Origin of the sequence: Megasphaera sp. (assembly GCF_047831605.1) — a bacterium.
In the GTDB taxonomy this organism is placed as follows: domain Bacteria; phylum Bacillota; class Negativicutes; order Veillonellales; family Megasphaeraceae; genus Megasphaera; species Megasphaera intestinihominis.
The window spans coordinates 1,701,061-1,721,621 of the sequence record NZ_CP181255.1 but is presented as its reverse complement, the minus strand read 5'-3'; the positions used below and the strand labels follow the sequence as shown (position 1 = coordinate 1,721,621).

11 protein-coding genes, 1 tRNA gene and 3 rRNA genes are annotated in these 20,561 nt (G+C 53.6%); all 15 read right to left on the bottom strand.

The genetic code is table 11. From position 1 onward, the window contains the following. Positions 1-345: 345 nt before the first annotated feature. The 15 genes from rrf to ACFWUB_RS08160 all read right to left on the bottom strand — a co-directional run bounded on the left by rrf (position 346) and on the right by ACFWUB_RS08160 (position 20,324). Positions 346-462, bottom strand: a 5S ribosomal RNA gene (gene rrf / locus ACFWUB_RS08230). Positions 463-745: 283 nt separating this feature from the next. Next, a 23S ribosomal RNA gene (locus tag ACFWUB_RS08225) occupies positions 746-3,658 on the bottom strand. Between the two features lie 135 nt (positions 3,659-3,793). Then, positions 3,794-3,869, bottom strand: a tRNA-Ala gene (locus tag ACFWUB_RS08220). Between the two features lie 86 nt (positions 3,870-3,955). Next, positions 3,956-5,520 (bottom strand): 16S ribosomal RNA (locus ACFWUB_RS08215). The 16S, 23S and 5S rRNA genes sit together here with 1 tRNA gene alongside, the layout of an rRNA operon. 539 nt (positions 5,521-6,059) lie before the next feature. Then, positions 6,060-7,058: a phosphate acyltransferase gene (locus tag ACFWUB_RS08210; protein WP_020724174.1), complete on the bottom strand. Its 999-nt coding sequence runs from the start codon at positions 7,056-7,058 to the stop codon at positions 6,060-6,062. A 290-nt stretch (positions 7,059-7,348) separates the two neighbouring features. Further along, complete coding sequence (gene pta / locus ACFWUB_RS08205; RefSeq protein WP_368075177.1) at positions 7,349-9,793, bottom strand: phosphate acetyltransferase; 2,445 nt, start codon at positions 9,791-9,793, stop codon at positions 7,349-7,351. A 262-nt stretch (positions 9,794-10,055) separates the two neighbouring features. Next, entirely contained in the window at positions 10,056-11,885 is a 1,830-nt protein-coding gene (glmS, locus tag ACFWUB_RS08200) for a glutamine--fructose-6-phosphate transaminase (isomerizing) (protein ID WP_416183798.1), read from the bottom strand. Between the two features lie 275 nt (positions 11,886-12,160). Beyond that, positions 12,161-13,516 (bottom strand): phosphoglucosamine mutase, encoded by a 1,356-nt coding sequence (gene glmM, locus ACFWUB_RS08195; RefSeq protein ID WP_416183797.1) that lies wholly within the window; start codon positions 13,514-13,516, stop codon positions 12,161-12,163. Beyond that, positions 13,517-15,121: an NAD(P)/FAD-dependent oxidoreductase gene (locus ACFWUB_RS08190; protein WP_416183796.1), complete on the bottom strand. Its 1,605-nt coding sequence runs from the start codon at positions 15,119-15,121 to the stop codon at positions 13,517-13,519. It abuts the gene before it with no gap. A 14-nt stretch (positions 15,122-15,135) separates the two neighbouring features. Continuing rightward, positions 15,136-16,041: a YbbR-like domain-containing protein gene (locus ACFWUB_RS08185; protein WP_020310206.1), complete on the bottom strand. Its 906-nt coding sequence runs from the start codon at positions 16,039-16,041 to the stop codon at positions 15,136-15,138. A gap of 3 nt (positions 16,042-16,044) precedes the next feature. After that, entirely contained in the window at positions 16,045-16,857 is an 813-nt protein-coding gene (gene cdaA, locus ACFWUB_RS08180; protein WP_020310207.1) for a diadenylate cyclase CdaA, read from the bottom strand. Positions 16,858-17,028: 171 nt separating this feature from the next. After that, positions 17,029-17,505, bottom strand: a complete 477-nt coding sequence (locus tag ACFWUB_RS08175; protein ID WP_226885715.1) for an RrF2 family transcriptional regulator — start codon at positions 17,503-17,505, stop codon at positions 17,029-17,031. Positions 17,506-17,713: 208 nt separating this feature from the next. Next, on the bottom strand, positions 17,714-18,703 hold the full coding sequence (locus ACFWUB_RS08170) for an inorganic phosphate transporter (protein ID WP_302681441.1): 990 nt from the start codon (positions 18,701-18,703) through the stop codon (positions 17,714-17,716). Further along, positions 18,696-19,325, bottom strand: a complete 630-nt coding sequence (locus tag ACFWUB_RS08165) for a DUF47 domain-containing protein (RefSeq protein WP_416183795.1) — start codon at positions 19,323-19,325, stop codon at positions 18,696-18,698. The genes ACFWUB_RS08170 and ACFWUB_RS08165 overlap by 8 nt, the downstream gene beginning before the upstream one ends. Positions 19,326-19,547: 222 nt before the next feature. After that, a complete protein-coding gene (locus ACFWUB_RS08160) occupies positions 19,548-20,324 on the bottom strand; it encodes a LytR/AlgR family response regulator transcription factor (RefSeq protein WP_302681443.1) in 777 nt (258 codons plus the stop codon). Positions 20,325-20,561: the final 237 nt, after the last annotated feature.

Here is a 20,561-nt window from a genome sequence, read left to right as displayed (position 1 = left end):
TAACAACGAACAACAAAAAAGCACTGGCGGTTGCCCCACCTCTCCTGCCGAATCCAGGGTATCTCTGTCTGACCGCATACTTTCACTCCATCAGGTCACGAGATTCGGCATAAGCGACTCACACGGTTTTGCGCGTCGCAGAGCTCCTTCAAAACCGGTTCCCTGCTTATCCCAGGGAACCCTGGTCGGATAGGAAGCCGCCTCGTCCCACATCGCTTGTCATGTATGATGGGTACCCCCCCATTATTCCGAACGGGCGCCCCACGTGGGCGCCCTTGCTAGCTGCTAACTGCTGACGGCTAACAACAAAAAAAGCACTAGCCTAAGCTAGTGCTTTTTTTCTTTAATCAGCGGCTTCCTATCCTCCCAGGGGGCCTCCCCCCAAGTACTTTCGGCGTTTGCGGGCTTAACTGCTGTGTTCGGCATGGGAACAGGTGGATCCCCGCAGCTATCGCCACTGAATTATGTTATTCAGGCGTCGGACAAGTCCGACGTAAGCGATTCACACAGTTTTGCGTGTCGTCTCCGACTCCTTCAAAACTGGTTCTCTGCTTATCGTATCCTGACAACTGCATAAAAATGTTTCATACATCCAACGAACTATCAAGAATCTTTCCGCTCGTCTCCGAATCGTCGTTCTCTCTGTGTATCTGTTTCCAAATTCACAGCCTCCTGAGATTCGGAGTAAGCGATTCGCACATGTTTGTGCGTCGCCTTTCGGCTCCTTCAAACATGGCTCTCTGCTTAAGTCAAGTCCTCGGTCTATTAGTACCGGTCCGCTCCGTACATCGCTGTACTTCCACTCCCGGCCTATCAACCACATCGTCTTTGTGGGACCTTACTTACTAATGTAATGAGAAACCTCATCTCTAGGCTGGTTTCACGCTTAGATGCTTTCAGCGTTTATCCGTCCCCGACGTAGCTACCCAGCTGCACGGCTGGCGCCATGACTGGTACACCATTGGTCGGTCCACTCCGGTCCTCTCGTACTAGGAGCAGCCCCTTTCAAGTTTCTTACGCCCGCGATGGATAGGGACCGAACTGTCTCACGACGTTCTGAACCCAGCTCGCGTACCACTTTAATGGGCGAACAGCCCAACCCTTGGGACCTACTTCAGCCCCAGGATGTGATGAGCCGACATCGAGGTGCCAAACCTCCCCGTCGATATGGACTCTTGGGAGAGATAAGCCTGTTATCCCCAGGGTAGCTTTTATCCGTTGAGCGATGGCAATTCCACTCTCTACCACCGGATCACTAAGCCCGACTTTCGTCCCTGCTCGACCTGTCCGTCTCGCAGTCAAGCTCCCTTCTGCCTTTGCACTCTTCGCGCGGTTTCCGTCCGCGCTGAGGGAACCTTTGGGCGCCTCCGTTACTCTTTCGGAGGCGACCGCCCCAGTCAAACTGCCCGCCTGAGACTGTCCGCAAGCTCGTTACGCTTCTCGTTAGAATTCCAATAAAACAAGGTTGGTATCCCACCAGCGGCTCCGTGAATACTGGCGTACTCACTTCTCTGCCTCCCAACTATCCTGTACATCTCTTACCGGAATCCAATCTCAGGTTACAGTAAAGCTCCATGGGGTCTTTCTGTCCAGTCGCGGGTAACCTGCATCTTCACAGGTACTTCAATTTCACCGGGTCCCTCGTTGAGACAGTGCCCAAATCGTTACACCTTTCGTGCGGGTCGGAACTTACCCGACAAGGAATTTCGCTACCTTAGGACCGTTATAGTTACGGCCGCCGTTTACTGGGGCTTCAATTCACTGCTTCGCTTGCGCTAACACTTCCTCTTAACCTTCCAGCACCGGGCAGGTGTCAGCATCTATACATCAGCTTTCGCTTTAGCAGACGCCTGTGTTTGTGGTAAACAGTCGCTTGGGCCTCTCTTCTGCCACCCATCTCCGCTCCATGCGCTTCTGCACTTCACGTACGCTGGGTTATCCTTTTCCCGAAGTTACGGATATATTTTGCCGAGTTCCTTAACGAGGGTTTTCCCGCGCACCTTAGAATTCTCATCCTGCCTACCTGTGTCGGTTTCGGTACGGGTGCCTGAGTCCTCACTAGAAGCTTTTCTCGACAGTTTAGTGCCAGCCCCTTCGCTTCTGTCTCCAGAAGCTCCCCATCGCATCTCGGCCTTATGGGAAACGGATTTGCCTGTCTCCCGACCTACCTGCTTGGACGTGCTCTTCCATTCGCACGCGCGCCTTCCTTCCTGTGTCACTCCTTCGCTCAAACGGCCTCAGCCAGTACAGGAATTTCAACCTGTTGTCCATCTCCTACGCGTCTCCGCCTCGGATTAGGTCCCGACTTACCCTGGGACGACGATCGTTGCCCAGGAACCCTTAGGCTTTCGGTGGAAGGGATTCTCACCCTTCTTTTCGCTACTCATACCGGCATTCTCTCTTCCTGCCTGTCCACCTGTCCTTCCGGTCAGGCTTCTCCCATGCAGGAACGCTCCCCTACCCAATTAACTTATGTTAATTGCCAAAGCTTCGGTTCCGTACTTTAGCCCCGGACATCTTCGGCGCAGAGTCTCTCGACCAGTGAGCTATTACGCACTCTTTTAATGGTGGCTGCTTCTGAGCCAACATCCTGGTTGTTTTCGAAATTCCACATCCTTCGCCACTTAGTACGGCATTGGGGACCTTAGCTGTTGGTCTGGGCTGTTTCCCTCTTGACTATGGGCCTTATTACTCACAGTCTGACTCCCATGGATAAGTACAGCCATTCGCAGTTTGATTAGGTTCAGTAGCCGGATAGGCCCCTACCCCGTTCAGTGCTCTACCGCCTGTACTCTCGCCATGAGGCTAGCCCTAAAGCTATTTCGGGGAGAACCAGCTATCTCCACGTTCGATTGGCATTTCACCCCTACCCACATCTCATCCAAAAGCTTTTCAACGCTCACTGGTTCGGTCCTCCACACATTTTTACCTGTGCTTCAACCTGGACATGGGTAGATCACTGTGGTTTCGGGTCTACTCCAACTAACTATACGCCCTGTTCAGACTCGCTTTCGCTGCGGCTCCGCATTTCCTGCTTAACCTCGCTAGCTGAAGTAACTCGCCGGTTCATTCTTCAATAGGCACGCCGTCGACCATATAAAGGTCTTCGACTGCTTGTAGACATACGGTTTCAGGTTCTCTTTCATTCCCCTCCCGGGGTTCTTTTCACCTTTCCCTCACGGTACTATGCGCTATCGGTCCATATCAGTGTTTCGCCTTGGAGGGTGGTCCCCCCAGCTTCCCACAGGGTTTCTCGTGTCCCGTGGTACTCCGGATCCTGCTCCATGCACTTGCTTACGCCTACGAGGCTCTCACTCTCTCTGGCTGAGCTTCCCAGCTCATTCTGCTTCACTCATGCATTTGATAGCAGTCCACAACCCCGGATTGGTTTCCCATCCCGGTTTGGGCTCTGCCCCGTTCGCTCGCCGCTACTAGGGGTATCTCTGTTGATTCCTTTTCCTCCGGCTACTTAGATGTTTCAGTTCACCGGGTGCCCTTCCTCATAGAGGATGACAGCACTACTGCTGCCGGGTTTCCCCATTCGGAGATCTGCGGGTCAAAGGTTACTTGCACCTCACCGCAGCTTATCGCAGCTTATCGCGTCCTTCTTCGGCTGATATGGCCAAGGCATCCGCCGTACGCCCTTACTTACTTGACTATTTTTTCATGTATCACGCCATCCACACGGGATGTCATGATGAACAAGAATTCAAGGTTCGTTAAGATCTCTTTTTAAAAAGAGGTATTTTCTAACATTTTTATGCAGTTGTCAAGGTACGATGATAAAAAAGTTTGGTGGAGATGAGGAGAATCGAACTCCTGACCCCCTGCTTGCAAGGCAGGTGCTCTCCCAGCTGAGCTACACCCCCAGCTTCTCTATCTCTTGAGAGGATGACCTCTCAAAACTGAACAATGAATGAATTGCCACCGTGCCGACTTCTTAGGTTTTCCCTAGAAAGGAGGTGATCCAGCCGCACCTTCCGATACGGCTACCTTGTTACGACTTCACCCCAATCATCACCCCCACCTTCGACGGCTGGCTCCTTGCGGTTACCTCACCGGCTTCGGGTGTGAATGACTTTCGTGGTGTGACGGGCGGTGTGTACAAGGCCCGGGAACGTATTCACCGCAGTATGCTGACCTGCGATTACTAGCGATTCCTGCTTCATGCAGGCGGGTTGCAGCCTGCAATCCGAACTGGGACTCTGTTTTTGGGGTTTGCTCCGGATCGCTCCTTCGCCTCCCTCTATTAAGAGCCATTGTAGTACGTGTGTAGCCCAAGCCATAAGGGGCATGATGACTTGACGTCATCCCCGCCTTCCTCCGCATTGTCTGCGGCAGTCTCTCCTGAGTCCCCGACTTAACTCGCTGGTAACAGAAGATAGGGGTTGCGCTCGTTGCGGGACTTAACCCAACATCTCACGACACGAGCTGACGACAGCCGTGCACCACCTGTTTTCTTGTCCTCCGAAGAGGAACAGGGTATCTCTACCCTTAGCAATCAATGTCAAGGCTTGGTAAGGTTCTTCGCGTTGCGTCGAATTAAACCACATACTCCACCGCTTGTGCGGGCCCCCGTCAATTCCTTTGAGTTTCAGCCTTGCGGCCGTACTCCCCAGGCGGGATACTTATTGCGTTAACTCCGGCACAGAAGGGGTCGATACCTCCTACACCTAGTATCCATCGTTTACGGCCAGGACTACCGGGGTATCTAATCCCGTTTGCTCCCCTGGCTTTCGCGCCTCAGCGTCAGTTGTCGTCCAGAAAGCCGCTTTCGCCACTGGTGTTCCTCCTAATATCTACGCATTTCACCGCTACACTAGGAATTCCGCTTTCCTCTCCGATACTCTAGCATCGCAGTTTCGGTCCCCTCACGGGGTTAAGCCCCGCACTTTTAAGACCGACTTACGACGCCGCCTGCGCGCCCTTTACGCCCAATAATTCCGGACAACGCTTGCCACCTACGTATTACCGCGGCTGCTGGCACGTAGTTAGCCGTGGCTTTCTCTTACGGTACCGTCACTTACGACGGGTATTGGCCGTCGTACCATTCGTCCCGTATAACAGAACTTTACAACCCGAAGGCCGTCATCGTTCACGCGGCGTTGCTCCGTCAGACTTTCGTCCATTGCGGAAGATTCCCCACTGCTGCCTCCCGTAGGAGTCTGGGCCGTGTCTCAGTCCCAATGTGGCCGTTCATCCTCTCAGACCGGCTACTGATCGTCGCCTTGGTGGGCCGTTACCCCTCCAACTAGCTAATCAGACGCAAGCCCCTCCTCCAGCGAAAGCTCCGAAGAGCCTCCCTTTCTTCCTTCTGCCATGCGGCAGAAAGAACGTATTCGGTATTAGCAGCCGTTTCCAGCTGTTGTCCCCATCTAGAGGGCAGGTTGCTTACGCGTTACTCACCCGTTTGCCACTCGAATCAATAAAAAGCAAGCTTCTCATCTCTTCTCGTTCGACTTGCATGTGTTAAGCACGCCGCCAGCGTTCGTCCTGAGCCAGGATCAAACTCTCCATGATATATGGAAGAGCGTTTGGCTCTTGTTTATTGATTGGTATTACTCATTGTTTGACGTTCTATATAATAGAACCTCGCACGTTGGCGTTCATTCAGTTCATTGTTCAGTTTTCAAAGGTCATCGTTGTCATCACCGGGTGGCGACGACTTGTTTATTTTAACAAACTCAGAAGAGATTGTCAAGGATGTTTTTGAACTTTTTTAAATTCAAACTTCCTGCTGCGTCAGGGCCTTGCCCCGACAGCTTATTTAGTATACTACTGTGTAAAGGAATTGTCAAGGACTTTTTTCAAATCCTTGACGCCGGCCGCCGGTCGCCCAAGGCTCCCTTCATAGGGGAGCTGGCCGCCAAAGGCGGTCTGAGAGGTTAAAGGACGGCCCCTACGACGGCCCCGGTCGGGGCGTAAGCCGCCCCTGCGAAGGGGAGGGGGACCGCTTGCGGTGGAGGAGTTCTCCTCTACGAGCCGAGGATTACTCGAGACGATGTTGTCAGTCTGACTCAGATGCGGCCTGCGGCCTGCGAACTGCGGTCTGCGTATTCTCACGCATCGCAGCAGCAGATGACGATGGTGTCGACGATGGTATCGACAGTGGACGCCCGGGACAGGTCCATGACCGGCTTGGCCAGGCCCTGCAGCAGCGGCCCCAGGACGGTCGCCCCGGCGACGTGTTCCAGCATCTTGCAGCAGATGTTGCCCGTATTGAGGTCGGGAAAGACGAGGACATCGGCTTGGCCTGCCACCGGTGAGCGGGGCGCCCAATCGGCAGCATACGCTGGGACCAGGGCCACGTCGGCCTCCATTTCTCCATCGTAGATGAAATCGACATTGCGGTCACTCAGGATCTGCACGGCTTTGCGGACTTTATCGGCACCGGCACCGCGGTCACTGCCCATGGTCGAATACGACAGCAAGGCCACTTTGGGCGAGGCAATGTGCAGGGTCCGCCGCGCCCGTTCGACGCAGCTGCAGGCAATATCGGCCAACTGGTATTCGTCCGGGTCGGGAATGACATCGCCATCGCCGACGACGAAGACGCCGTCATGACCGAACTGCATCATATCCGTCACGACGATAAAAGAACTGCTGACCGTATCGATGTCATCCCGCGTCCCAATGAGCTGCAAAGCCGCCCGGAGCACTTCCGGCGCCGGCGTTTCGATACCGGCTACCATGCCGGCCGCTTCCCCGGCAGCGACTAAGGCGGCCCCAAAATACAAGGGATGATTCAAGAGAAAACGGCGGCTCTCTTCCAAGGTCATACCAGTGGCTTTCCGCTTATCCGCATAGGTCTGGGCCAGGCTTTCTAAACCAGGGTACTTCTTGGGATAAATCACTTCAGCCCCTTCCAAATCGAGCTGATACCGTGAAGCCAGTTCCTGTATGTCGCCTTCCTTCCCCAAAAGGACGGGGATGGCCAGCTGCTCGGCCAATACCCGGTCGGCAGCCTGCAATATACGGATATCATCACTTTCAGGCAAAACTATTCTTTGCGGCTTTTGGGCCGCCTGCTGTTTCAAAGACGTAATATACCGGCTCATATCGATTCCCTTCCGCATCATGTATGTTACCTTTCATTATAAGGACATACGGGAAAGGAAGCAAGTGAAAAGGCGCTGTCGCATGAAGACAGCGCTTTTTTAGCAGTCAGCAGCTAGCTGTTAGCAGTTCGTACAATGGCTCCCATTATAGGGGAGCAGTCAGCTACAGCTGACTGAGAGGTTTAACCTCTCCGGCCCTTCGGGCCACCTCTCCTAACAGGAGAGGCGGGCCGCCCTCTGGGACGGCCCCTACGAAGCCACGAGCCACTAGCCACGAACCACTAATCACGTTAATGGCTCACGCCTGGCTGGACTTTATCTTCTTTGCCCAGCATGTAGTGCTTGTTGATATACTGCGTGTGCAGTAAGGATTCCGACAGGTCGCTGAGCGGTTCACCCAGGAACTTGGTATACAGTGTCTGGATTTCCGGGTTTTCCCAGCTGGCACGTATCTGGTTCAGTGCATCCAGTCCGTAAAGCGATTCGATGCGGGCGCGTTTGGCCGGGATTTCCTGTGGCAGTTTCGTTCTCGGCTGACCACCGCCGCCGATGCAGCCGCCTGGGCAGGCCATGACTTCGATGAAGGCATATTTCTTCCACGAATGTTTTTCTTCCATGAGGTTGATGAAGCGCCGGACATTGGCCAGACCGCTGATGGCGACGACGCGGATGATGTCGTTGTCCAGGGTCAGGGCCGCTTCCTTGACGCCTTCCAAGCCGCGGACTTCTTCAAAGTGGAGGAATTCTTCATCAGCCGGTTTGCCCGTCTTCAAATAGACCAACGTCCGCAGGGCCGCTTCCATGACGCCGCCGCTGTTTCCGAAAATCGTGCCGCCGCCGGAGGACTGGCCGAAGATGGGGTCGTAATCCGAATCTTTCAGGCTGTTGAAGTCGATTTGGGCGTCTTTGATCCATTTCGCCAATTCCCGCGTCGTAATGCAGTAGTCCGTATCGCGGATTTCCGGTTTCTTCCAGTAACGGCCGGCAGCATTCCGTTCCGGCCGGGCGATTTCCGCCTTCTTCGACGTACACGGCGTCACGCAGACCGTCACGATATCGGCCGGGTCGATCTTCATGCGTTTGGCAAAATACGTCTTGATCATAGGACTGAGCATACTGATAGGGCTCTTAGCCGTCGACAGATGGGGAATCAGTTCAGGGAAGAAGATTTCCGTGAATTCGACCCACGACGGACAACAGCTGGTGAACTGCGGCAGGAGTTCTTTCTTGTTATGCATGCGGTACAAGAGTTCCGATGCTTCTTCCATGATGGTCAAATCGGCGCCGAAATTCGTATCGAAGACATAATCCCCGCCGAGGGCCCGCAGGGCGGCGATCATCTTGCCCTGGACAACCGAACCGAAAGGCAGTCCGAATTCATCGCCGAGGGCGACGCGGACAGCCGGCGCTGTCTGGAAGATGACGACTTTCTTAGGATCGTCGATGGCCTTCTGGATAGCATCGCGCTGGGATACCGTCGTCGTCGCCCCAAACATGCAGGTCAGGGAACACTGGCCGCAGTGGACGCAGATAGGCACGTCGCCGGTACTTTCCAGGGAATAATAACCGGTCATGGACATGACATCGGCACAGCGCCGGCGGCAGAGAGTACAGTTCTTGCATTTTTCCGGGTCGAACTGGATGGAAATATTGCGGTTCTCGACGGCTACGCGGCGGTCGAGCTTTTCAAAACGGCTGGTAAAGGCGATATCGCGTTTCTTTTCAGCCTGCATGTAGATGGCATCGCTGCAGCAAATGGCGATGACGTCGGTAATATCTTCAGGCGTACAGCCCCGGGATAAATCCATGACCGGCTTGGCCAGGCCCTGGAGGAGCGGGCCCAGCGCCGTCGCTCCGGCCAGATGTTCCAAGACTTTATAGCAGATATTGCCGGAAACGAGATTCGGGAAAACGAGGACATTGGCCTGCCCGGCTACCGTCGATCCCGGTGCTTTCTGCCGGGCAATACGAGGCACCAGGGCAGCGTCGGCCTGCATTTCCCCATCAAATTCGAAATCGACGTTTCGGTCCCGCAGCAGGCGGACGGCCTCGCGGACGCGGTCGACTTCTTCGCCGGCACCGCTTCCCATGGTCGAATACGACAAGAGGGCTACTTTCGGATCGAGCATCTGCGCCGTCCGGCGGGCCCGTTCGACACAGCTGACGGCGATATCGGCCAACTGCTGCGGCGTCGGTTCGATGACGACACTGCAGTCGCCGACGACGAAGATGCCATCATCGCCGAATTGCGGTTTATCCGTAATCATGATAAAGGAACTGCTGACCGTCGACAAGCCGGGGTGGGGCCCGATGACCTGCAGGGCCGCCCGGATGACTTCCGACGATGTAGCGACAGCCCCGGCGACCATGCCGTCGGCAATATCGAAGGCGACGAGACAGGCAGCAAAGAAAATATAATTTTCCGACAAGACTTTCCGTGCTTCTTCAAGAGTCATGCCCTTCTTGGCCCGCCGCTTAGCATAATATTCACAGAATTTATCCATCATGGGATATGTTTCGGGATCGATGATTTCGATACCATCCATATCGATTTGATATTCTGACGCTACTTCGACGATACTCTGGGGCCGGCCGATGAGGATGGGCCGGGCGAAACCTTCGGCCTGGACCCGTTCGGCAGCCTGCAGGACGCGGCGGCTTTCCGATTCCGGCAGGACGATTTTCTTCTGCTCTTTGGCAACGCGGCGTTTCAGGTTATTGATAAAGCGTGACATAAGACAACACCTCACATCTATCTGCAATCATCACTGTCATTTCGTTGAGTATAGTATACGGCAAAAAGAAGAAGGCCGCGCCTTTTCCCGGACGAAAGGGACGATTCCCCTGCCGAACGGAGAATAAAGGGGACAAAAAAAGCGCTGTCGCATGAAGACAGCGCTTTTTAGTTTGAAGTTGAAAGTTTGATGTTTGATGTGGATGGGACAAAATTTAAAGGCCATCACCTCAAACATCATACATCAAACCTCAAACTAACGATTATTCTACGGTAACGCTTTTGGCCAGGTTACGCGGTTTATCTACGTCGTTGCCGCGGCTGACGGCGATGTAGTAGGCCAGGAGCTGCAAGGGGATGATGGCCAGGATGGGAATGACGAAATCGTCCGATGCCGGGACCTTGATCAAGGCATCGACAGTCTTGCCGACTTCCGTATCGCCTTCCTGGACGACGCCGACGACATAGGCATCACGGGCTTTGACTTCCTTGATGTTGCTGATCATCTTTTCTTCGACTTCTACCTGCGTAGCCAAAGCGATGACGGGGACACCGGCTTCGATGAGGGACAACGTGCCGTGTTTCAGTTCGCCGCCGGCATAGGATTCAGCATGAATATAGGAGATTTCCTTCAATTTCAGGGCACCTTCCATAGCCAGGCCGTAGTCCATGGAACGGCCGATGAAAAAGACGTCTTCTTTATCTTTGAAAGTACTGCAGAGACCTTTGATGAAATCGACCTGGTCGAAGATGGCCTGGCACTGATCCGGCAGTTTGGTCAAATCAGCCAGGATTTTTTCTTCCCGGTCTACGGGCAGGTTCCCGTTCAAGCGGCCCATGTACAGGGACAGGAGCAGGAGCGTGACCAGCTGCGTCGTATAGGCCTTGGTCGAAGCGACGGCGATTTCCGGGCCAGCCCAGGTATAAGCGACCTGGTCGGCTTCACGGGAAATAGACGAACCGACGACGTTGGTGACGGCCAGGGAACGAGCGCCACGGCGTTTGGCTTCTTTCAGGGCTGCCAGGGTGTCTATGGTTTCCCCGGACTGACTGATGACGATGCACAGGGTCTTGCTGTCCGTCAAGGGATCGCGGTAACGGTATTCCGAAGCGATGTCGACTTCGACGGGGATGCGGGCCAGTTTTTCAATGAAATACTTGGCCAAAAGGCCGGCATGGTAGGCCGTACCGCAGGCAGTAATCAAAATCTTGCCGATTGATTTGACGTCTTCCGGCGTCCAGTTCAATTCCTCAAAATGGACGTGCTTGCCATCTTTGGTGATGCGGCAGCTCATGGTATCTTTGATAGCCTTCGGCTGTTCGTAGATTTCCTTGAGCATGAAGTGTTCAAAGCCGCCCTTTTCAGCTGCTTCAGCATCCCAGTTGACTTCAAAGACCTTCTTGGAAATGGGCTTGCCTTCGAGGTCCGTGACCCAGACATTATCTTTCATGACGATGGCGATTTCCCCATCATTCATGATATACGTCTTGCGGGTGTAGCTGAGGATGGCCGGGATATCCGAAGCGATGTAATTTTCCCCCTGGCCGAGGCCGACGATGAGGGGATTGTCTTTCTTGCTGCAAATGATCTTATCCGGTTCAAACTTGCACATGAAGACCAACGAATAGGAACCGCGCAGACGGGCCAGGACCTTGCGGACGGTGCTGGTGAAATCTCCGTCGTACATGTCGGCGCAGAGGTGCGCGACGACTTCCGTATCCGTTTCCGACTTGAAGTGATACCCTTTTTTGAGGAGTTCTTCCTTCAATTCCATGTAGTTTTCGATGATACCGTTGTGGACGATGGCGAAGTTCCCCTTTTCATCCGTATGGGGATGGGCATTGACGTCCGACGGGCCGCCGTGTGTCGCCCAGCGGGTATGACCGATGCCCAGCGTCCCTACGACGGGGTGAGCCTTGACTTCTTCAGCCAGATTGACCAGACGGCCTGCTTTTTTGCGGACAGCGATGGCGCCGTCGTTGTAGACGGCGATACCGGCCGAGTCATAACCACGATATTCCAGCTTGGCCAGTCCATCCATCAAAAAATCTGCTGCTTCTCTGTCTCCGATGTAACCTACAATACCACACATAGTTATATCCTCCTGATATGAAAATGTTCCTTCTTATGACGAACTTGTCGACGACGTTACCATCGTGTTTTTCCGCCATATAACGGCTGAAGCTGCCGAGAGACATCCGCTGACTATTTCGATACTTCTCTACCTCGTCTGCCTGAATCCATCAGGCACTAGCGCTATCCATTATATCGTCAAGGATTTCCAGACGCCTGCATAAAAAAGTGCAGGAAAGAGTTCCAGGAACTCCATTCCCACACTTTAATATATTTGCAAGGTTTTGTCAATACCTACTTAGACGGGCCCATTTCGTGTTCGACGACGACGGCGATGTCATCGACGATGCGTTCGAGCTGTTCCAGGTCCGGTCCTTCTGCCATGACACGGATCAAGGGTTCTGTGCCCGACGGGCGGACGAGGATGCGGCCTTCATCGCCCAACTCTTCTTCGCCAGCCGAGATGGCGGCCATGATGAGGTTATTGTCTTCCCATCCCGATTTCGTCTGAACGCGAACATTTTTCAAAATCTGCGGATAGCGCGTCATCAATCCGGCCAGTTCCGACAAGGGCTTCTGCTGCTGTTTCATGATGCTCAGCAGCTGGACCGCCGTGAGCAGGCCGTCACCAGTCGTATTGTAGTCGAGGAAGATGATATGGCCCGACTGTTCGCCGCCGAGGGAATAGCCGTCTTTGCGCATCTTTTCCAGGACATAGCGGTCGCCGACAGCCGTAATTTCCGTCTGGCAGCCCATTTCCTTCAGGGCTTTGTGGAAACCGATATTGCTCATGACCGTACCGACGACGGTATCCTGTTTGAGCCGGCCTTCGGCCTTCAATTTCATGGCGCAGAGGAGCATGATCTGGTCGCCATCCATTTCCTGGCCCTTTTCATCGACAGCCAGGCAGCGGTCGGCATCGCCGTCGTTGGCAATCCCTACGTCGGCCCCATACTTGAGAACCGTTTCCTTTAAGCTTTCCAAATGGGTAGAGCCGCAGTTGTCATTGATGTTGATGCCGTTCGGTTCATGATGGATGGCAATGACTTCGGCACCCAGGCGTTTGAGGATTTCCGGCCCCAAGACCGAAGCGGAACCATTGGCCCCGTCATGGACGACTTTCAGGCCCGACAAATCGACATCCGTCGATTTGCAGATGAAATCGGCATATTCCTGCTGTAAATCGGTCCACGTCGAAATCGTGCCGATAGCGGCCCCGGTCGGACGGCTCTGAAGGGCAGCCCGTTCATCTTTGAGCATACATTCTTCGATTTTGTCTTCCGTTTCGTCAGGCAGCTTATAGCCAAAGCCGTCGAAGAACTTGATACCGTTGTATTCAAAGGGATTATGCGACGCCGAAATCATGACGCCGGCATCCATATGATGAGTCCGCGTCAAGTAGGCAATGGCCGGAGTCGGAATGACGCCTACCATGTAGCAGTCACCACCAGCCGAAGCGATACCGGCGGCCAGGATATCTGCCAGCATAGTGCCGGAACGGCGGGTATCCCGGCCGATGAGAAAGGTCGGGTGTTCTTTGTTCTGCCCAAAAATATAGGCAGCTGCTCTGCCCAAATGATATGCCAATTCCGGTGTCAGCGAATCATTGGCAATACCTCGTACTCCATCAGTTCCAAACAATCTAGCCATTTACTTTACCTCCAAAGGTTGATATTTACGGATGATTTCAATCGCCGTTTCCAGGCCATCCAAAAAAGCGCTCATAATGCCGCCGGCATAGCCAGCCCCTTCCCCGATGGGATAAAGGCCTGCCGCCCCCAGGGCCATGCGGTCTTCGCCGCGGACAATGCGTACCGGGGCGCTGGTCCGGGTTTCGACGCCGGTCATGACGACATCGTCATCGTCAAAACCATGGATCCGCCGCCCAAAATAAGGCAGGGCCTGTTCCAGTGTCGTCGTAACGAAACCTGGCAGGACCTCATGCAGGTCCGTCCAGGTCACGCCGGGACGATAGGAATGGATGGGCCCTTCCTGCGGTGCTCCAGGACGGCTGAGGAAAGCCCCGACGGTCTGAGCTGGCGCGTGATAATTGCTGCCGCCGGCCTGATAGGCCAGGGCTTCATAGCGGCGCTGGAATTCGATCCCCGCCAGGGGGCTGTCGCCGCCCATGTCGTCGGCTGTGACGTTGACGACGACAGCACTGTTGGCGATGCCGCTGTCACGTCGGTACAGGCTCATGCCATTGGTGACAACCCGCCCTTCTTCCGAAGCCGCGCCGACGACGACACCGCCGGGACACATGCAGAAAGAATAGCACGACCGCCCTTCCGGGCTGTGATAGACCAGGGCGTAATCGGCCGGTTCCAGGCCGAGGTCGGCTGCCGGGCAGCCATATTGGGCCCGGTCGATGACATCCTGGGAATGTTCGATACGCACACCGACGGCAAAAGGCTTCTTTTCCAGGGTAATGCCCTGGTCATGGAGCATGTAATACGTATCGCGGGCACTGTGGCCGATACCCATGACGACCAGCTCGGCCGGGTACTCATCGCGGTCATTGACGGTCACAGAAGTAATGCGGCCTTCATCGTCGCGATGGATGGCCGTGACACAGCTGGAAAAATGGACTTCGCCGCCCTGCGCCTCGATGGTGTGGCGCATATTCTTGACGACGCAGCGCAGGACATCGGTCCCGACGTGGGGATTATAGGCATACAGGATGTCTTCCGGCGCTCCGGCATCGACGAAAGTCTGCAAAATGCGCCGCAGCAGCGGATGATTGACGCGGGTCGTCAATTTCCCATCGGAAAAGGTCCCCGCTCCGCCTTCGCCGAACTGGACGTTCGACGATGCCTTGAAGGGGCCGCCGCGCCAAAAATCTTCAACGTCTTTCGTGCGGGTATCGACGTCACACCCCCGTTCAAAGACGATAGGCGCATAGCCGTGTTCGGCCAGGGCCAGGGCTGCCGCCAGGCCAGACGGGCCGGTCCCGATGACGATGGGCCGGTGGGTAAGCGGCTGCGTACCGGGCCGGATATCCGGCGCCGGCGACTCAGCCAGCTGGCGGACATCCTTATTGTCACGACAGCGCTTCCAAACGCGGCTTTCGTCGACGAATTCCACATCGACCGTAAAAACGAAATAAATCCGCGGTTTCCGCCGGGCGTCGATGGACCGGCGGACAATGATAAGGCGGGAAATATCGCTGCGGCTGCATCGAAGCTTTTTAGCCACTAAAGCTGCCAAAGGCTTCTGCATAGGGACAGCCGTGCGGATATTCAATACTCTAAGCACAATCTTCTCCCTTTCTACTCATCTTTCTTAATATGCAGTGTGGCGTCGACTTCATCAGGGTCTATGACGACACCATCAATGGGCGGAATCAGCACTTTCCAGGTCTTTTCTTCCGTCATGTTTTCCACATCGATATCTGGCAAATCGATGGAGCTGATATTCTTCAGCGTATCGGCTTCACCGCGGACCTGGACCGACATCGGCTGGACTGTGACGGTCTTCCAGGCCGTCTGGCCCGTAGCGTTCAGGTTGAGAGGCACCGTCTTGGCCACGGCATCATGGGCAATGGCCACTTTGACATTGCTCTGCCAGGGCGTCATTTCCAGTCCTTCGACAGGCGTGCCATCAGCCTGATACAAATGAATCGGCGCCATAATAGCAAAGTCGCCATTGCGCTGATTGACCGGGATATCTACGACTGCCTGGCTGACGTGCTGGATGAGGCGGCGCGCCCCGCTGACGACGACTTTCTCCGGTACGATTTTCAAATCGCTGATGAAATCCTTGTCATCCAGTTTGCCGACGACATGGGGCGTCAATTTAAATTCTTTGACTGTATAGACATCGACTGTGATTTTCGTCGACGTCATGCTCTGCTTCTTCAGCTCCGTCCCGCTGGGGATCTCGATGTGGACCGGGACCTCTACTTCCCCTTCCTGGACACTGGACAAGTCGATATAGGCCTTGATATCCGACGGCCCAACGTTGATGATCGTATTGCGCGGTCCCGACAGGCGGACATAGACCGTCTTGGGCACGTTGGACGTAATATACTGGGAGTCGAGGTTCTCTACAGTGATCGGTACGGTATAACTGCCTTCACTGAGCGGGTTCTGTTCGTTGATGATGACGAACCACAAGACGATAGCCAAGAGGAGGCAAATTATTTTGAGCTGCCATTTTTTATCAATCTTGTTCATAAGCTAAGGCCTCCATTTAAAAATATTGGCCAGGCCCTGAGGCGTCCTGTTCAAGAACGTCTTCAGGACATTGCGCAGGGCATTGCCGTCGAGGTGACGATAAATATGACCGCCATAGGTATAAGAAATGGAGCCCGTTTCTTCGCTGACGACGACGACGACGGCATCGGCCAGTTCACTGATGCCGATAGCCGCCCGATGACGCGTCCCTAATTCCGTCGACAGCGACCGGTCCGACGTCAACGGCAGCAGACAGCCGGCAGCCATGATCCGGTTTTCCCGGATGATGACGGCGCCATCGTGAAGGGGCGTATTGGGAATGAAGATATTCCCCAACAGTTCCCGCGACACCAGGCCGTCGATGGCGATGCCTGTATCGATGTAGTCGTTAAGGCCTACTTCGCGTTCAAAGACGATGAGCGCTCCTGTATGGGTCTTTGACAGGGATTCACTGATAGCCACGATTTCATCGATGAGCCGTTCCAGTTCTTCCATGCTGATGACCTGGCCGGAACGAAAGAAACGGCCCCGGCCGATTTGTTCCAGGGCCCGCCGCAATTCCGGCTGGAAGACGACAGGCAGGGCGACGAGAATGACCGTCATCCCCTGCTGCAGCATCCAGTTGATGACGTGCAGGTCGAGGACCTTGCTGACAACAGTGACCACGCCCAGGACCAGCAGGCCCTTGATCAGGGCCACGGCCCGGGTATTGCGGATGAGGATGAATAATTTATAGAGGACAAAAGCGACGAGCAGGATATCCAATATATCGAGCAGCCGGAAGCTGCTGATGAAACCTTGAAGGGGTAGGTACATAGGGCTTCACTCCACACAACGAGAATAAAAATAAAATGGGTATCCTTATTTTACAATATTTTGGGCATAAAAAAAAGGGCTTGTCGTCGGTGACAAGCCCTTTTTAGTGGCTAGTGGTTAGCGGAGGGTTTTAAATTTAAAGCCCTCTTCTACAAACTCCGTACTACAAGCTCACTTTTCTGCCGCTTCTTTTTTGGCCGTCAGCTGCGCTTCTGCTTCATGGACCATGCGCAGATTGGCTTCCTGTTTGGCCAGTGTCTCGAAGTTGATGGACTTCAGGCGGGCCGCCAGGTCGCGCTGGATGTCGGCAAAAGCGGCATAAATAGAGCACATGCCGCTGCAGCCGCGGCTGCACGAGCCGATATCATGGAGACAGCGCTGCAGTTCCGTCTGCCCTTCGACGGCATCGATGATGTCAAAGAGGGTGATATCCTTGGGAGCCCGCTGCAGGGCGAAGCCGCCTTCGACACCGCGGTAAGACTTCATGATGCCAGCCTTGGTGAGACTGCGCATGATTTTCAATAAAAAACGTTCCGGTATATTCTGTTTTTCAGCCAGCGCCGCGCCGGTAATCTTCGTGCCTTCCGGGAGAGATGCCAAATAGAGGACCATGCGGAAGGCATAGTCCGTAGCCTGATTCAATCTCATATTTCTACCCCCTTGTTGTCTATATTTAGTATTATACAATAAAAGACAAAAAAAGTATAGTTTTAATTCTGTAACTCCAGCGCCCCAAAGTACATCTATAATATACTTTGGGGTAGACATCCTCAAAAGAAAAAAGCGCTGTCCCATGAAGACAGCGCTTTTTTAGTGGTTAGTGGTTAGTTTCACACACTAAACCTCAAACATAGTCTTAAAGAAAATCGATAATTTTGAAAATGATTGCCGACATAAGGGCACTGATGGGGATGGTGACGACCCAGGCGACGAGCATACTGCGGGCGACGCCCCAATGGACGGCGCGGACGCGTTCGGCTGAACCGATGCCCATGATGGAGCCCGATACGACGTGGGTCGTACTGACGGGCAGATGGAGGAAAGTCGCCGAAAAGATGACGATAGACGAGTTCAAATCCGCCGCAAAGCCGTTGATCGATTCCATCTTGAAGATCTTCGTCCCCATCGTAGAGATGATACGCCAGCCGCCGGCCGACGTCCCCAGGGCCATCGACGTGGCGCAGGCCATCTTGACCCAAATCGGGATTTCCATGGTTTCAATATAACCGCCAGATAAGAGAGCCAGGGCGATGATCCCCATGGCTTTCTGGGCATCATTGGAGCCGTGGGAAAAAGCCATCAAACTGGCCGACAAGAGCTGCATCTTGCGGAACTGCCGGTTCAGGGCCAGCGGGGAATATTTACGGACGACCCAGAGGATGCCGATCATGACGAAATAGCCCGTAATCAAGGCGACGACAGGCGACAAGATCAAAGACAGGATAATCTTGCCGATACCGCCCATATCGAGAGCTGCCGGCCCGACGCTGATGCAAACGGCACCGATGACGCCACCAATCAACGAATGGGATGAACTGCTCGGTATGCGATAGTACCAAGTGATGACATTCCAGATAATCGAGCCGATAAGAGCAGCTACGATGACTTCTAAGCTGATTTCAGCCGGATTGAGGACTAAATCGCCGCCAATGGTCTTAGCGACGCCGGTACTGATCATAGCACCGGCAAAATTCAGGCACGCCGCCATCATGATAGCGTGACGCGGTGAAATGGCCCGCGTCGAAACACTGGTCGCGATGGCATTCGCCGTATCGTGGAAGCCATTAATATAATCAAAGAGAACAGCCAGCAGTACGATGGCCCATATTAACCAATGCTCAGGCATACTTCAATACAACCCTTCTGAACGTAACGACTAAATTTTCACAATCATCAGTGACGTCTTCAACGGACTGGAGGATTTCCTTCCACTTGATGATTTCGGTGGGGTCCTTGCAGTTCTTGAACAAGTTCGCCATTTCTTCATGATATAAGTCGTCGCAGTCCTGTTCCAATTTCAACACTTTCTTGCTCCGCGCTTCGACTTTGAGGTAATTCTTCTTGAGGTCCTTCATGTAGCCAATGGACTTGCGTATTTCCTTCATGGCCTTAGCCGTAATGGTCGCCATCTTTTTAGCCCCATCCGTCGCTTCACCGACTTGGTACATGCACATTTTATCCATGATTTCACTGATGTTATCGATTGCCGCATCGAGCTGGTCGATCAGCTGCTGGATATCTTCCCGGTCCATAGGCGTAATGAATGTCTTTTGCAGGCGCTTCATCGTTTCCATGACCAATACATCGGCCTGGTCGGCCAGGGCGTCGATTTTTTCCAGCGCCGTTTCTTTTGCGACTTCGCCGTTAATAGCCTGGCTCAGTAATTCAGCCGCTTCATAGCTCAACGTCGCATGCTGGTCCAATAGGGAAAAGAATTTTTCTTCCTTGGGCTTTAAGTGGAATGCCATAATCATCGATCTCCTTAACAAAAAGATAAGAATAAGCCTTTATCAAAATTCACACGATTCTTTCATATTCTTTACAAGGCTTTACTTTGAATTATATCATATGGCTTGCCATTATTCTATAACAACCAGGCATTTTTTCACCCTCATCCTGCAATCTATGCATTATCAAAATGCTGTCATCTGCCGGGGAACCTTAAAGCCTACTTTAAGGCTGCCTTGAACCTATAAGTCGACGTACTGCCGGAGCTTCTTGACATACGATCGGCCGATGGGCACGGGCTGGTCTTCCATCCCTTTCAGGATGAGGACGTATTGATGATTGAACCACGGTTCAATTTGCTGGACTTCATCGATATTGACGATGTAATTGCGGTGACAGCGGAAAAAGATGTCTTCAGGCAGACGCTTTTCAAACTGGACCAGACTGAGATGGCTGGGATAAGTCCGGCCTGAGAGAGTAACCAAATAGACCTTGCGCTTTTCCGCATAGACCAGGCGGATATCTTCCGTTGCGATGAGTTTTATCTTATCACCTTCATCGACGGAAAAGCGCCGGGCATAACTGGGCCGTTCGCCGCCGTCGGCAGCCGTCAGAGAAGCTCCTTCCTGTGAAGGGGTTTCTTTTTTTGTATAGACGGCACAGAACTTTTCGACAACCCGCCGGACTTCACCTTCCGTAACCGGCTTGACCAGATAGTCGAGGACATTGAGCCGCAGCGTCTGAGAAATGAAATCGCGCTGACCCGTGACAAAGACGATGGCCGGATGAGGCCCTTTTTCCGCTTCGATCTGCTTTGCAATAATCATGCCGCTGACCCGCGGCATTTCCAGGGTCAGAAAGACGATATCCGGCTGATGGGCTGCCAGACAGGCCATGGCCTGCTCCCCTTCATAGCATATCGCTTTCACCTCGATAGCTGGTTTCCCCTGCTGTAACAGTTTTTTCAACTGCGCCGCCATCAGTGGTTCGTGATCGATGATCACGGCTTTCGCCCCCATATCAACACCTCCTCTTCGTGATTTTTACCTTCATTATACCACAAACTGCGTTACCGCTAGTAGGAATGAAACCTGTAAAAAGACAACCTCAAATTGCCTGTCTTTTAATACATATAGTAAGGAACTGGACAAATGCTGCAAAGCCCACAAAGGACTGTGGAATGCAGAAGCCGAAAAAATGATTCTCAAACACTTCAACGTAGAAATCTAAGAAAGCGCATTACAAATAAAGTGAAA

Coding starts and splice junctions, on each gene's coding strand:
- ACFWUB_RS08210 (WP_020724174.1), bottom strand. CDS start 7,058: ATGAGCCGGTATATTACGTCTTTGAAACAGCAGGCGGCCCAAAAGCCG.
- glmS (WP_416183798.1), bottom strand. CDS start 11,885: ATGTGTGGTATTGTAGGTTACATCGGAGACAGAGAAGCAGCAGATTTT.
- ACFWUB_RS08160 (WP_302681443.1), bottom strand. CDS start 20,324: ATGGGGGCGAAAGCCGTGATCATCGATCACGAACCACTGATGGCGGCG.
- pta (WP_368075177.1), bottom strand. CDS start 9,793: ATGTCACGCTTTATCAATAACCTGAAACGCCGCGTTGCCAAAGAGCAG.
- ACFWUB_RS08175 (WP_226885715.1), bottom strand. CDS start 17,505: ATGAGATTGAATCAGGCTACGGACTATGCCTTCCGCATGGTCCTCTAT.
- ACFWUB_RS08165 (WP_416183795.1), bottom strand. CDS start 19,325: ATGGCATTCCACTTAAAGCCCAAGGAAGAAAAATTCTTTTCCCTATTG.
- ACFWUB_RS08170 (WP_302681441.1), bottom strand. CDS start 18,703: ATGCCTGAGCATTGGTTAATATGGGCCATCGTACTGCTGGCTGTTCTC.
- glmM (WP_416183797.1), bottom strand. CDS start 13,516: ATGGCTAGATTGTTTGGAACTGATGGAGTACGAGGTATTGCCAATGAT.
- ACFWUB_RS08185 (WP_020310206.1), bottom strand. CDS start 16,041: ATGAACAAGATTGATAAAAAATGGCAGCTCAAAATAATTTGCCTCCTC.
- cdaA (WP_020310207.1), bottom strand. CDS start 16,857: ATGTACCTACCCCTTCAAGGTTTCATCAGCAGCTTCCGGCTGCTCGAT.